General features: G+C 69.4%; 9 protein-coding genes. All 9 read left to right on the top strand.

Going from position 1 to position 13,393, the window contains the following annotated elements:
* Positions 1 to 76 precede the first annotated feature (76 nt).
* The 9 genes from AB0J57_RS21585 to recQ all read left to right on the top strand — a co-directional run bounded on the left by AB0J57_RS21585 (position 77) and on the right by recQ (position 13,065).
* Positions 77 to 1,000 carry a sugar ABC transporter permease gene (locus AB0J57_RS21585; protein WP_366129866.1) on the top strand — a complete coding sequence of 308 codons (924 nt, stop codon included), beginning with the start codon at positions 77 to 79 and terminating at the stop codon, positions 998 to 1,000.
* A 10-nt stretch (positions 1,001 to 1,010) separates the two neighbouring features.
* Complete coding sequence (locus AB0J57_RS21590) at positions 1,011 to 1,949, top strand: carbohydrate ABC transporter permease (RefSeq protein WP_366129867.1); 939 nt, start codon at positions 1,011 to 1,013, stop codon at positions 1,947 to 1,949.
* 231 nt (positions 1,950 to 2,180) lie between these two features.
* The gene (locus AB0J57_RS21595; protein ID WP_366129868.1) at positions 2,181 to 3,380 is read left to right on the top strand and encodes an ROK family transcriptional regulator; all 1,200 of its coding nucleotides are present in this window, start codon (positions 2,181 to 2,183) and stop codon (positions 3,378 to 3,380) included.
* Positions 3,381 to 3,511: 131 nt separating this feature from the next.
* Positions 3,512 to 4,603, top strand: coding sequence for a substrate-binding domain-containing protein (locus AB0J57_RS21600; protein WP_366129919.1), 1,092 nt, complete (start codon positions 3,512 to 3,514; stop codon positions 4,601 to 4,603).
* A 633-nt stretch (positions 4,604 to 5,236) separates the two neighbouring features.
* Complete coding sequence (locus tag AB0J57_RS21605) at positions 5,237 to 6,031, top strand: ATP-binding cassette domain-containing protein (RefSeq protein WP_366129869.1); 795 nt, start codon at positions 5,237 to 5,239, stop codon at positions 6,029 to 6,031.
* Positions 6,028 to 7,308, top strand: coding sequence for a sugar ABC transporter permease (locus AB0J57_RS21610; RefSeq protein WP_366129870.1), 1,281 nt, complete (start codon positions 6,028 to 6,030; stop codon positions 7,306 to 7,308). The genes AB0J57_RS21605 and AB0J57_RS21610 overlap by 4 nt, the downstream gene beginning before the upstream one ends.
* 174 nt (positions 7,309 to 7,482) lie before the next feature.
* Positions 7,483 to 9,396: a 1-deoxy-D-xylulose-5-phosphate synthase gene (gene dxs / locus AB0J57_RS21615; protein WP_366129871.1), complete on the top strand. Its 1,914-nt coding sequence runs from the start codon at positions 7,483 to 7,485 to the stop codon at positions 9,394 to 9,396.
* Positions 9,397 to 9,560: 164 nt separating this feature from the next.
* Positions 9,561 to 11,072: an amino acid permease gene (locus AB0J57_RS21620; RefSeq protein WP_366129872.1), complete on the top strand. Its 1,512-nt coding sequence runs from the start codon at positions 9,561 to 9,563 to the stop codon at positions 11,070 to 11,072.
* A gap of 112 nt (positions 11,073 to 11,184) precedes the next feature.
* Positions 11,185 to 13,065: a DNA helicase RecQ gene (gene recQ, locus AB0J57_RS21625; RefSeq protein ID WP_366129873.1), complete on the top strand. Its 1,881-nt coding sequence runs from the start codon at positions 11,185 to 11,187 to the stop codon at positions 13,063 to 13,065.
* The last annotated feature ends 328 nt before the right edge of the window (positions 13,066 to 13,393 follow it).

The following is a 13,393-nucleotide window of genomic DNA, read 5'->3' on the forward strand; positions in this document are numbered from 1 at the left end:
TGGCATGACGGCATGACGGTCTTCAATCGCCTGACCTGACAGTTCGACAAAACGAGGGGAAGGGCCGGGGAGCACCATGCAACACGGCAAATACCGATTCATCGTGGGCTTCCTGGCCCTGCCTCTGCTCATTTACGGCGTTTTCGTCATCTCGCCGTTCGTCCAGGCGTTCCAGATCTCGATGACCGACTGGTCCGGACTGGTGGGCACCGCGAAATTCGTGGGCCTGGACAACTTCAGCAAGCTGTGGGAAAGCGACGATTTCTGGAACGCGCTGCGCCACAACGTCTACATGCTGGCGCTCGTCCCCGTGGTCACGCTCGCGCTCGGCCTCTTCTTCGCCTTCATGCTCAATGTGGGCGGCCGCCGCCGGAAGAACGAAGTCGTCACCGGTGTCGCCGGCTCGAAGTTCTACAAGTTCGTCTTCTTCTTCCCGCAGGTCATCTCCATCACGATCATCGCCGTCATCTGGTTCAACATCTACAACCCCGATCCGAACGACGGCATGCTCAACTCCCTGCTGGGCGCGGTCGGGCTGGACAGCCTCCAGAACTCCTGGCTGGGGGAGAAGAGCCTCGCGCTGTGGTGCATCAGCGCGGTCATGGTCTGGGGTCACGTCGGCTTCTACGTGGTGCTCTTCTCCGCCGCGATGGCCTCCATCCCCCGGGACATCTACGAGGCGGCCCTGCTGGACGGAGCCAGCCGCTTCCACACCTTCTTCAGGATCACCCTCCCGCTGCTGTGGGACACGGTCCAGACCGGCTGGGTGTACATGGGCATCATCGCCCTGGACGCCTTCGCGCTGGTCCAGATCATGTCGGTGAACATGGGCGGTCCCGACGGCGCGACCGACGTCATGCCGCTGCGGCTGTACCTGACGGCGTTCCGGGACAGCCAGTTCGGCTACGCCTCCGCCATGGGCGTCGCGATGCTCATCGTCACCATGACGTTCGCAGTGCTCACGATGCGCTTCGCGCGCCGTGAGCGGATCGAGTACTAGGGGTACGGGGATGACGACCGACGAGATCGAAGAGATCCAAGCGGTGACCAAGCGGGAGTCCCCGGCGCCCGCCAAGGTCACCCGGCAGCTCGGCCCGACGAGCGGCCGCACCTCCGAGGGCGGGGTGCTCAACGTCTTCTCCCACGGCATCCTCGTGCTGTGGGCGCTGATGGTGGGCGTGCCGCTGCTGTGGGTGCTGTGGAGCGCCTTCAAGGACAGCAACGGCATCCTGACCGACCCGTGGGGCCTGCCGACGGTCCTGCACTGGGAGAACTGGTCCAACGCGTGGAACGACGCGAACATGGGCCAGTACTTCATCAACACGGCGATCGTGGTGGGCGGGTCGGTCATCGGCACGATGGTGCTCGGGTCGATGGCGGCGTACGTCCTGGCCCGCTTCACCTTCCCCGGCAACCGGCTCATCTACTACCTGTTCGTGGCCGGCATGTCCTTCCCGGTCTTCATGCTGGTCATTCCGCTCTTCTTCGTGATGCGGGACTTCCCGGGCAGTTCGCTGCTGGCGACGTACCACGGACTGATCCTGGTCTACATCGCGTACTCGCTGCCGTTCACCGTGTTCTTCATGACGGCGTTCTTCCGTACGCTGCCGACCTCGGTGGCCGAGGCGGCGATGATCGACGGCGCTTCGCACACGCGGACGTTCTTCCAGGTGATGCTGCCGATGGCCAAGCCGGGCCTGATCAGCATCGGCATCTTCAACTTCCTGGGGCAGTGGAACCAGTACCTGCTGCCGATGGTGCTCAATCAGCAGGAGGACAAATACGTCCTCACCCAGGGGCTGGCGATGATCGCGTTGCAGCAGGGTTACGAGAACGACTGGGGCGCGCTGATGGCGGGCATGATGATCGCCATGCTGCCGGTGCTGATCGTGTACTCGATCTTCCAGCGGCAGGTGCAGTCGGGCCTCACGGCGGGTGCCCTGAAGTAGTCCGCGTCACCCGTTCGCATCACGATTCGCGTTACGAAACGAAACGGCTCGTCGGTGGAGCGCTCGCTCCCGACGGGCCGTTTCCGTATGTCGTGGGGGTAAATATCCGATTCCTCCGCATCTCATTCGCTCATCGGAGGTCTACAACGCTCAAGGTCTTGACGGGGACCAACCCAAAAGGCTCAGCTTAGAGTTCACATGTTGGAGAAAACGGCAGGAGTGAGTGAGTCGATGGAGACTCCGGGGTCGCAGACATCTCTGCATCGGGCCAATCTCGAGCGGGTCGTGCGCGCGGTGCGTATGGCGGGTTCGCTCACCCAGGCGGAGATCGCCAGGACCACCGGCCTGTCCGCCGCCACGGTCTCCAACATCGTCCGCGAGCTCAAGGACGGCGGCACCGTCGAGGTGACCCCCACCTCGGCGGGCGGGCGCCGGGCCCGCAGCGTCTCGCTCAGCGGGGACGCCGGCATCGTCATCGGCGTCGACTTCGGCCACACCCACCTGCGCGTCGCCGTCGGCAACCTGGCCCACCAGGTGCTCGCCGAGGAGTCCGAACCGCTCGACGTCGACGCGTCGTCCGAGGAGGGCTTCGACCGGGCGCAGGCGCTGGTCAAGCGGCTGATCGCGGCCACCGGGATCGGCCAGGACAAGGTGATCGGCGTCGGCCTCGGCGTACCCGGGCCCATCGACGTCTCGTCCGGCACCCTCGGCTCCACCTCGATCCTGCCGGGCTGGACCGGCATCAACCCCAGCGAGGAGCTCTCCCGCCGCCTCGGCGTCCCGGTGTACGTCGACAACGACGCCAACCTCGGCGCGCTCGGCGAGCTGGTCTGGGGCGGCGGGCGCGGGGTGAAGGACCTTGCGTACATCAAGGTCGCCAGCGGTGTCGGCGCCGGCCTGGTGATCGACGGGCAGATCTACCGGGGCCCCGGCGGCACGGCCGGCGAGATCGGCCACATCACGCTCGACGAGTCGGGGCCGGTGTGCCGCTGCGGCAACCGCGGCTGCCTGGAGACGTTCACCGCAGCCCGGTACGTGCTGCCGCTGCTCCAGCCCAGCCACGGGGCCGACCTGACCATGGAGCGGGTCGTGCAGCTCGCGCGCGAGGGCGACCCCGGCTGCCGCCGGGTGATCGGCGATGTCGGGCGGCACATCGGCAGCGGCGTGGCCAACCTCTGCAATCTCCTCAACCCCAGCCGCGTCGTCCTGGGCGGCGACCTCGCGGAGGCCGGGGAACTGGTGCTGGGACCCATCCGCGACTCGGTCTCCCGGTACGCCATCCCCAGCGCGGCCCGGCAGCTCTCGGTCGCCCCCGGGGCGCTCGGCGGGCGGGCGGAGGTGCTGGGCGCGCTCGCGCTCGTACTGAGCGAAATGGGTGATTCGACCCTGTTGGAGAGCGCGCTGCCGTCGACTACGCCTGCGTTCACTTAGATAACGGATGGCACCGTTGTCATCTCGTTGTCAATTTACTCCTTGACGACGACGTTACGGCCGAGTTGACTTCCAGCCACCTCGGCCGCAACGTCGCGGCCTCGTCAGGGAGGCAACCCCACATGAACGCAATGACGCGACGCATCGTCATAGGCACGGCAGCGGTATCCATGGCCGCTTCCCTCGCCGCTTGTGGCAAGGCGGGCGACGGCGACACCGCCGGCGGCAGTGGAGGCGACAGCAAGACCATCGGTCTGCTGCTGCCGGAGAACAAGACGACCCGTTACGAGACGTTCGACCGCCCGATCATCGAGGCGAAGATCCAGGAACTGTGCGGCGACTGCGAGGTCAAGTACAACAACGCCGCACAGGACACCGAGACCCAGAAGAAGCAGTTCGACGCGCTGGTCACGCAGGGCGTCAAGGTGATCATCCTCGACTCGGTCGACTACAAGGCCACCAAGTCCTGGGTGCAGCAGGCCGAGAAGAAGGGCGTCAAGGTCGTCGCGTACGACCGCCTGGCCGAGGGCCCGATCTCCGCGTACGTGAGCTACGACAACGAGAAGATCGGCCGCCTCCAGGGCGAGGGCCTGGTCAAGGCGCTCGGCGCCAAGGCCAAGGACAGCAACGTCGTCATGATCAACGGCTCGCCGACCGACCCGAACGCCCCGCTGTTCAAGAAGGGCGCGCACAGCGTCCTGGACACCGGCGTCAAGAAGGTCGTCTACGAGCAGGACATCCCGGACTGGTCCCCGGACGAGGCCAACAAGAAGATGGGCGCGGCCATCGACTCCCTGGGCAAGGACGGCTTCCAGGGCGTCTACTCCGCCAACGACGGCATGGCCGGCGGCATCATCACCGCCCTGAAGAAGCAGGGCATCAAGGTTCCGGTCGGCGGCCAGGACGCCGAGCTCGCCGGTCTCCAGCGCATCCTGACGGGTGACCAGGCCTTCACGATCTACAAGCAGATCAAGCCGGAGGCCGAGACCACCGCGGAGATCGCGGTCCGCCTGCTGAAGGGCGAGAAGATCGACGACCTCACCCCGACCAAGGTCACCAGCCTCACCGGTGAGTTCAAGGGCATCCCGGCCAAGCTGTACGACGCGCAGATCGTGACCAAGGAGAACATCGCCTCCACGATCATCGCGGACAAGGTCTACAAGGCCGCGGACATCTGCACGGCCGAGTACAAGGCGGCCTGCGCCGCGGCCGGCATCAAGTAACCGCCCCCTCCCGGACCGGTCCGGCGCCCGCCCTCCACGCCCCGCAAGCACGGGCGGGCGCCGGACTCACCCCCGGGGCCTCCGGCCCCCCCGGGTGCCCCGGCCCCGACGGCTCGGACGCCAGGCCAAGGCCCCGGCTGGCCACCGGCCCGGCCAGGTCCCCGGCCACGGCTGGAGCCCAGGAGCCACCGACCACCGACCACCGGTCACCGGCCAGTGACCCCGGCCGGACCCCGGGACCCGGTCCCGGCCAGGCGGTCACGGCCACCGGCCTTCGGGCCACGGCCACCGGTTTCGGGGCCTTGGCCTCCCGGGCCCGGCCCACCTGGCCACGGCCTCCATGCCTCGGCCACCGGCCAGGGCCACCGGCCTCCAGGCCACGGTCTCCGGCCACCCGGCCACGGCCACCGGCCTCGGCCACCGGCCTCCAGGCCACGGCCACCGGCCACGGCCACCGGCCTCCGGGCCACGGCCTCCGGGCCACCCGGCCTCGGCCACCGGCCTCGGCCAACGCCCGGGTCGTCCCAGCCACCCACAAGACCCATGACCCGCCCGGCCCCCCGCCCGGCGGGTACCGCACACCACCCCTGTGCTCCACGTACCACCATCCCCGCCGGACAGGCGGCGAAGGAGATGATTCACGTGTTCGCTACGCCAGTGCTGGCGTTGCGCGGAGTCTCCAAGCGGTTCGGCGCCGTCCAGGCGCTCACCGACGTAGACCTGGAGATCCATGCCGGTGAGGTCGTCGCCCTGGTCGGCGACAACGGCGCCGGCAAGTCGACGCTCGTCAAGACCATCTCGGGAGTCCACCCCATCGATGAAGGCGCCATCGAATGGGAGGGCAACGCGGTCCGGATCAACCGGCCGAACGACGCCCAGGAACTCGGGGTCGCCACCGTCTACCAGGACCTGGCCCTCTGCGACAACCTCGACGTCGTCGCCAACCTCTTCCTCGGCAGCGAGCTGAAGAGCCTCTCCGTCCTCGACGAGATCGCGATGGAGAAGCGCGCCAAGGAACTGCTGGACACCCTGTCCATCCGCATCCCCAGCGTCCGCATCCCCGTCGCCTCCCTCTCCGGCGGTCAGCGCCAGGTCGTGGCCATCGCCCGCGCCCTGATCGGCGACCCCAAGATCGTCATCCTGGACGAGCCGACCGCCGCCCTCGGCGTCGAGCAGACCGCCCAGGTCCTCGACCTGGTCGAGCGGCTGCGCGAGCGCGGCCACGGGGTCATCCTCATCAGCCACAACATGGCCGACGTCCGCGCCGTCGCGGACAAGGTGGCCGTGCTGCGCCTGGGCCGCAACAACGGTGTCTTCGACGTCAAGGACACCACGCACGAAACGATCATCGCCGCGATCACCGGTGCCACGGACAACGCCGTGACCCGCCGGCAGGCGCGTACGGCCACGAAGGAGGACGCGAAGTGAGCGACCTCACCAAGACCCACGCAGCCCCCGAGGAGTCGGCGGCCCCCGTCCCCGCCGTCGACCCGCGGCTCCTCGTACGCGAAGAGGGCCTCAAGGGCTACTGGACGGAGTTCAAGCGCAAGGTCCGCGGCGGTGAGCTGGGCTCCCTGCCCGTGTTCATCGGCCTGATCGTCATCGCGATCGTCTTCCAGTCGCAGAACAGCAACTTCCTCTCCGCCAGCTCCGTCGCCAACATCGCCGTCTACACCTCCGGCCTCGGCATCATGGCGGTCGGCATCGTCTTCGTCCTGATCCTCGGCGAGATCGACCTCTCGGTCGGCTCCGTCGCGGGGGTCGGCGCCGCCGTCTGGGCCGTGCTCAATGTGAGCAACGGCATGAACGACTGGCTCGCCGTCGCCATCGCCGTCCTCTCCGGCCTCGCGCTCGGCCTGCTCCACGGCTTCTTCTTCGCCAAGATCGGCGTACCGGCGTTCGTCGTCACCCTCGCCGGCTTCCTCGGCTGGAGCGGCCTCCAGATCTGGCTCATGGGCCAGGAAGGCTCCATCAACGCCCCGACGGGGAGCGTCGTCGAGCACCTGACCGGCTACTACTTCGAGGACAAGGCCGCCGCGTACGGCCTCGCCCTGGTCGCCGTCCTCGCCTACGCCGCCTCCCTCCTGCTGGACAGCAAGCGCCGCAAGGCCGCCGCCCTGCCGGCCCGCCCCACCAGCGAGATCGTGCTGCGCGCCGGCGTCGTCGCCGTCCTATGCTTCGCCGTCGCCTACGTCCTGAACGAGCCCTCCGGCGCCCGCGGCCTGCCGCTCGCCCTGGTGCTCTTCCTCGGCGTCCTGGTCGTCGCCGACTTCGTCGCCCGCCGCACCACCTTCGGCCGCCAGGTCTTCGCGGTCGGCGGCAACGCCGAGGCGGCCCGCCGCGCCGGCATCAACGTCGACCGGGTCCGCATCCTGGTCTTCGGCCTCTCCGGCCTGCTCGCCGCCTTCGGCGGCCTCTTCGTGGCCAGCCTCTCCGGCGGCGCCACCAAGAGCCTCGGCGGCGGCAACACGCTGATGCTCGTCATCGCGGCGGCCGTCATCGGCGGCACCAGCCTCTTCGGCGGCCGCGGCAAGGTCTGGTCCGCGCTGCTCGGCATGATCGTGATCCAGTCGATCCAGCAGGGCCTCAACATGCTCGGCATGGCGTCCGAGATCCAGTACATGATCACCGGCGCGGTGCTCCTCGCCGCCGTCGTGATCGACTCGGTCTCCCGCCGCACGCAGAAGACCGCAGGTCGCGCATAGGGTGAACCCCATGTGACGACCGCAATGCCCGGCGCCGACAACCGGCGCCGGGCATTGCTGCGTCTGAGCCAATGGCTGACGCGTTACGCACCGCCCGATGACCATCGTCGGAGGCGGAACATTAGACTCGACAAAATCGGCAGCTCGACCAGCTCAACACGCAAGGAGGCACGGGTGGCTCTGCTGACCCGTATCACGGGCCCGCGCGATCTCGACCGGCTCTCCCCGGAGGAGCTGGAACAGTTGGCGGCGGAGATCCGGTCCTTCCTGGTGGACGCCGTCTCGAAGACCGGCGGCCACCTCGGCCCCAACCTCGGCGTGGTCGAGCTGACCATCGCCCTGCACCGCGTCTTCGAGTCCCCCAAGGACAAGATCCTCTGGGACACCGGCCACCAGTCCTACGTCCACAAGCTGCTCACCGGGCGCCAGGACTTCTCCAAGCTGAAGATGAAGGGCGGCCTGTCCGGCTACCCCGCGCGGGCCGAGTCCGAGCACGACATCATCGAGAACAGCCACGCCTCCACCGTCCTCGGCTGGGCCGACGGCCTCGCCAAGGCCAACGAGGTCCTGGAGCGCGACGACCACGTCGTCGCCGTCATCGGCGACGGGGCCCTCACCGGCGGTATGGCCTGGGAGGCGCTCAACAACATCGCCGAGGCCAAGGACCGTCCGCTCGTCATCGTCGTGAACGACAACGAGCGCTCCTACGCCCCCACCATCGGCGGCCTCGCCAACCACCTCGCCACGCTCCGCACCACCGACGGCTACGAGCGCTTCCTCGCCCGTACGAAGGAGATCCTCGACCGCACCCCGGTCGTCGGAAAGCCGCTGTACGAGACGCTGCACGGAGCCAAGAAGGGCCTGAAGGACTTCATCGCCCCGCAGGGCATGTTCGAGGACCTCGGCCTGAAGTACGTCGGCCCCATCGACGGCCACGACATCGAGGCGCTGGAGTCCGCGCTGGCCCGCGCCAAGCGGTTCGGCGGCCCGGTCATCGTGCACTGCCTCACCGAGAAGGGCCGCGGCTACCAGCCCGCCCTCGCGGACGAGGCCGACCGCTTCCACGCCGTCGGCAAGATCCACCCGGACACCGGCCTGCCGATCTCCTCCTCCGGCGCCGACTGGACCGGCGTCTTCGCCGACGAGATGGTCAAGCTCGGCCACGAGCGCGAGGACATCGTCGCGATCACCGCCGCCATGCTCCAGCCGGTCGGCCTCGACAAGTTCGCCAAGGCCTTCCCGGACCGCGTGTACGACGTCGGCATCGCCGAGCAGCACGGCGCCGTCTCCGCGGCCGGCCTCGCCACCGGCGGTCTCCACCCGGTCTTCGCGGTGTACGCCACCTTCCTCAACCGCGCCTTCGACCAGGTCCTGATGGACGTCGCCCTGCACAACTGCGGCGTGACGTTCGTCCTCGACCGGGCCGGCATCACCGGCACCGACGGTGCCTCCCACAACGGCATGTGGGACATGTCGATCCTCCAGGTCGTCCCCGGCCTGCGGATCGCCGCCCCGCGCGACGCCGACCAGGTCCGCGCCCAGCTCCGCGAGGCCGTCGAGGTCGACGACGCGCCGACCGTCGTGCGCTACTCCAAGGGCGCGGTCGGCCCGGCCGTCGAGGCCGTGGGCCGCGTCGGCGGCATGGACGTGCTGCGCGAGGCCGGCACGGACCGGCCGGACGTGCTGCTGGTCTCCGTCGGCGCGCTCGCGCCCATGTGCCTGGAGATCGCCGACCTCCTCGACAAGCAGGGCATCTCCACCACCGTCGTCGACCCGCGCTGGGTCAAGCCGGTCGACGAGGCCATGGCGCCGCTCGCCGACCGCCACCGCGTCGTCGTCACCGTCGAGGACAACGGCCGCGTCGGCGGTGTCGGCTGCGCGGTCGCCCAGGCGCTGCGCGACGCCGGCGTCGACGTACCGCTGCGCGACTTCGGCATCCCGCCGCGCTTCCTGGACCACGCCTCCCGCAAGGAGGTCATGGCCGAGATCGGGCTCACCGCACCCGACATCGCCCGCCAGGTCACCGGCCTGGTCTCCAAGCTCGACGGCAGGTACGAGGACGAGGAGATCGAAGCCGCGCGCGACTGACGCCGCGACTGACGCCACGGTGGCCACATAGGGCCGGTCGGAGTACCCCAGGGGTTTCCGGCCGGTCCTTTCGTGTGAAAGGGCCTCTCAGGGCGGGCGCGGTCCCGCAGCCCTCTCGATCATGGGCGGTAGAGGCCGATGGCTACGGAGGTACGCCGGTGAGTATGGGCCAGCAGTCACGCGACACCGGGATGTTCCGGACAAAGAGCATCGAGCAGTCGATCCAGGACACCGAGGAGCCCGAACACGCACTGAAGAAGTCCCTGTCCGCTTGGGACCTGACGGTCTTCGGTGTCGGTGTCATCATCGGCACGGGCATCTTCGTGCTCACCGGAAAGGTGGCCAAGGAGACCGCCGGGCCGGCCACCGCCCTCGCCTTCGTCACGGCGGGCATCGTCTGCGCGCTGGCCGCCCTCTGTTACGCCGAGTTCGCCTCGACCGTCCCGGTGGCCGGGTCGGCGTACACCTTCGCGTACGCCTCCCTGGGCGAGCTGCCCGCCTGGATCATCGGCTGGGACCTCGTCCTGGAGTTCGCCCTGGGCACGGCCGTCGTCGCCGTCGGCTGGTCCGGGTACGTGCGCTCGCTGATGGACAACGTGGACTGGCACCTGCCCGCCGCGCTGCAAGGGCCGGACGTGGCGGGCGGCACCTTCGACCTCCTCGCCTTCCTGCTGGTCCTGGTGCTGACCGTGATCCTGGTGCTCGGCATGAAGCTGTCCGCCAACATCACGGCGCTCGTCGTGGCCATCAAGGTCACCGTCGTCATGATCGTGATCATCGCGGGTCTGTTCTTCATCGTGGGCGACAACTACTCGCCGTTCATCCCCGACCCGGTGAGCCCGCCGGCCTCGTCCGGCTGGGACGCGCCGCTCGTGCAGACGATCTTCGGCTACGAACCGACGAACTTCGGCGTCATGGGCATCTTCACCGCCGCGTCCGTCGTCTTCTTCGCCTTCATCGGCTTCGACGTGGTGGCCACCGCCGCCGAGGAGACCAAGGTCCCGCAGCGCGACATGCCGCGCGGCATCCTCGGCTCGCTGTTCATCTGCACCGTGCTCTACGTCGCCGTCTCGATCGTCGTCACCGGCATGCAGCACTACAGCCAGCTCTCGGTGAGCGCCCCGCTGGCCGACGCCTTCAAGGCGACCGGGCACCCCTTCTACGCCGGTGTGATCAGCTTCGGCGCCGCCGTCGGCCTCACCACCGTGTGCCTGATCCTGCTCCTCGGCCAGACCCGGGTGTTCTTCGCGATGAGCCGCGACGGGCTGCTGCCGCGGTTCTTCTCCGTCACGCACCCGAAGTTCCGCACCCCCTACCGCCCCACCATCCTCCTCGGGGTGCTCATCGCGATCATCGCGGGCTTCACCAGCATCGACGAGCTGGCGACCCTGGTGAACATCGGCACGCTCTTCGCGTTCGTCGTCGTCGCCCTGGGCGTGATCATCCTGCGCCGCACCCGCCCCGACCTGCACCGCGCCTTCCGCACCCCGTGGGTGCCGTTCATCCCGATCCTCTCGGTCGCCGCGTCGGTGTGGCTGATGCTCAACCTGCCGGGCGAGACGTGGTTCCGCTTCGCGGTGTGGATGGCCGCCGGCGTCGTCGTGTACTTCCTGTACGGACGCCCCCACAGCCGCCTGGGCGGACACAAGTACCCGATGGGCACCAAGGCCCCGTAGCCCGTAGCCCGTAGCCCGTAGCCCGTAGCGCGTGATCCGTCGCCCTACCAGAGCGCCGGCCGCCCCGTTCGCCGTTTGGGCCGTTCGGGGCGGCCGCTCGTAGAATCGCCGGATGACTTCCCCCGGCGACGACCACCCGGACCACCTGGACCACGTGGACCACGAGACCGACGACGCCCTGCGGGTGCTGGGCAAGGTCTTCGGCTACGACTCCTTCCGCGGGCCGCAGCGGGAGATCATCGACCACGTGGTGGGCGGCGGTGACGCCCTGGTCCTGATGCCGACCGGTGGCGGCAAGTCGCTGTGCTACCAGATCCCCGCGCTGGTGCGCCGGGGCGTCGGAGTCGTCATCTCGCCGCTGATCGCCCTCATGCAGGACCAGGTCGACGCCCTGCGGGCGCTCGGCGTGCGGGCCGGGTTCCTCAACTCCGCCCAGGACCTCGACGAGCGGCGACTGGTGGAGGCCGAGTTCGCCGCCGGTGAGCTGGACCTGCTGTACCTGGCGCCGGAGCGGCTGCGCGTCGAGTCGACGCTCCAGCTCCTCCAGCGCGGCACCATCTCGCTGTTCGCCATCGACGAGGCGCACTGTGTCGCCCAGTGGGGCCACGACTTCCGCCCCGACTACCTCCAGCTCTCCACGCTCCACGAGCGGTGGCCCGACGTGCCGCGCATCGCCCTCACGGCGACCGCCACCCGCGCCACCCACGCGGAGATCGCCACCCGGCTGAAGCTCACCGACGCCCGGCACTTCGTGGCGAGCTTCGACCGCCCCAACATCCAGTACCGCATCGCCCCCAAGAACGAGCCCAAGCGGCAGCTCCTGGAGCTGATCCGCGGCGAGCACGCCGGCGACGCGGGCATCGTGTACTGCCTGTCGCGGGCGTCCGTCGAGAAGACGGCGGCGTTCCTGGTCGAGAACGGCATCGACGCCGTCCCGTACCACGCGGGCCTGGACGCCCGGACCCGTGCCGAGAACCAGGCCCGGTTCCTCCGCGAGGACGGGCTCGTGGTCGTCGCCACCATCGCGTTCGGCATGGGCATCGACAAGCCCGACGTACGCTTCGTCGCCCACCTCGACCTGCCGAAGTCGGTGGAGGGCTACTACCAGGAGACCGGCCGCGCCGGGCGCGACGGCCTGCCCTCCACGGCCTGGCTGGCGTACGGGCTCCAGGACGTCGTCCAGCAGCGCAAGATGATCGACGGCTCCGAGGGCGACGCCGAGCACCGCCGCCGGCTCGCCGCGCACCTCGACGCCATGCTCGCCCTGTGCGAGACGGTCGAGTGCCGCCGGGTGCGGCTGCTGGCGTACTTCGGCCAGGAGTCCACCGCGTGCGGCAACTGCGACACGTGCCTGTCGCCGCCGAAGTCGTGGGACGGCACGATCGCCGCCCAGAAGCTGCTGTCGACCGTCGTCCGGCTCAAGCGGGAGCGCAACCAGAAGTTCGGCGCGGGCCAGATCATCGACATCCTGCTCGGCCGCAAGACCGCCAAGGTCATCCAGTTCGACCACGACGCGCTGAGCGTCTTCGGCATCGGCACGGAGCTGAACGAGTCGCAGTGGCGCGGCGTCGTGCGCCAGCTCCTCGCCCAGGGCCTCCTCGCCGTCGAGGGCGACTACGGCACGCTCGTCCTGACCGACACCTCCGCCGACGTCCTCGGCGGCCGCCGCGAGGTCCTGCTCCGCAGCGAACCGGAACGCCCGGCACGGGCCGCCAAGTCCGGCGGCGCCGCCAAGCGCGCCGCGGTCGCCGACCTGCCCGACGAGGCCCTCCCGGTCTTCGAACGCCTCCGCGCCTGGCGCGCCGCGACCGCCAAGGAGCAGGGCGTCCCCGCGTACGTCATCTTCCACGACGCCACCCTCCGCCAGATCGCAGCCGCCCCGCCCTCCACCCTCGCCGACCTGGGCGGCGTCAGCGGCGTCGGCGAGAACAAGCTCGCCAAGTACGGCGAGGCCATCCTCGCCGCGCTCGCCGAACCCGAACCCGAGGCCTGACCGGACGGTGCCTCCGGCCCCGTTGTGGGCAATCGTCCCGCTGGGGTTCCCACCCGTTGTGGGCAATCGTCCCGCTGGGGGTCCCCCCTGGACGAAGTCCTTGGGGGAGGGACGGGTGGGCACAACGGGACTGGGGCGGTGCCTTCGCGGCGGTTCCTCCCGGGGCGGTGCCTGTCCGGTGGGTGGGGGGCGTGGCCCCTCCGGGCTCACCTCCTCGAGGCCGGCGGCGTTGGGTGCCGGTTATGGGAGCCCCGGCTTCGCCGCCAACCTCTGCGGGGGCGACCCTGCACGGCCCCACCCCGGCCGGTGGCCGTCTGCGGGCCGGTGG

The sequence above is a fragment of the Streptomyces sp. NPDC049837 genome (genome assembly GCF_040674455.1).
In the GTDB taxonomy this organism is placed as follows: Bacteria; Actinomycetota; Actinomycetes; order Streptomycetales; family Streptomycetaceae; genus Streptomyces.

Excerpts from the sequence above, each read along its gene's own strand:
- AB0J57_RS21600 (WP_366129919.1), top strand. The coding sequence starts at position 3,512 with ATGACGCGACGCATCGTCATAGGCACGGCAGCGGTATCCATGGCCGCT.
- AB0J57_RS21620 (WP_366129872.1), top strand. The coding sequence starts at position 9,561 with ATGGGCCAGCAGTCACGCGACACCGGGATGTTCCGGACAAAGAGCATC.
- AB0J57_RS21590 (WP_366129867.1), top strand. The coding sequence starts at position 1,011 with ATGACGACCGACGAGATCGAAGAGATCCAAGCGGTGACCAAGCGGGAG.
- AB0J57_RS21595 (WP_366129868.1), top strand. The coding sequence starts at position 2,181 with ATGGAGACTCCGGGGTCGCAGACATCTCTGCATCGGGCCAATCTCGAG.
- recQ (WP_366129873.1), top strand. The coding sequence starts at position 11,185 with ATGACTTCCCCCGGCGACGACCACCCGGACCACCTGGACCACGTGGAC.
- AB0J57_RS21585 (WP_366129866.1), top strand. The coding sequence starts at position 77 with ATGCAACACGGCAAATACCGATTCATCGTGGGCTTCCTGGCCCTGCCT.
- AB0J57_RS21605 (WP_366129869.1), top strand. The coding sequence starts at position 5,237 with ATGATTCACGTGTTCGCTACGCCAGTGCTGGCGTTGCGCGGAGTCTCC.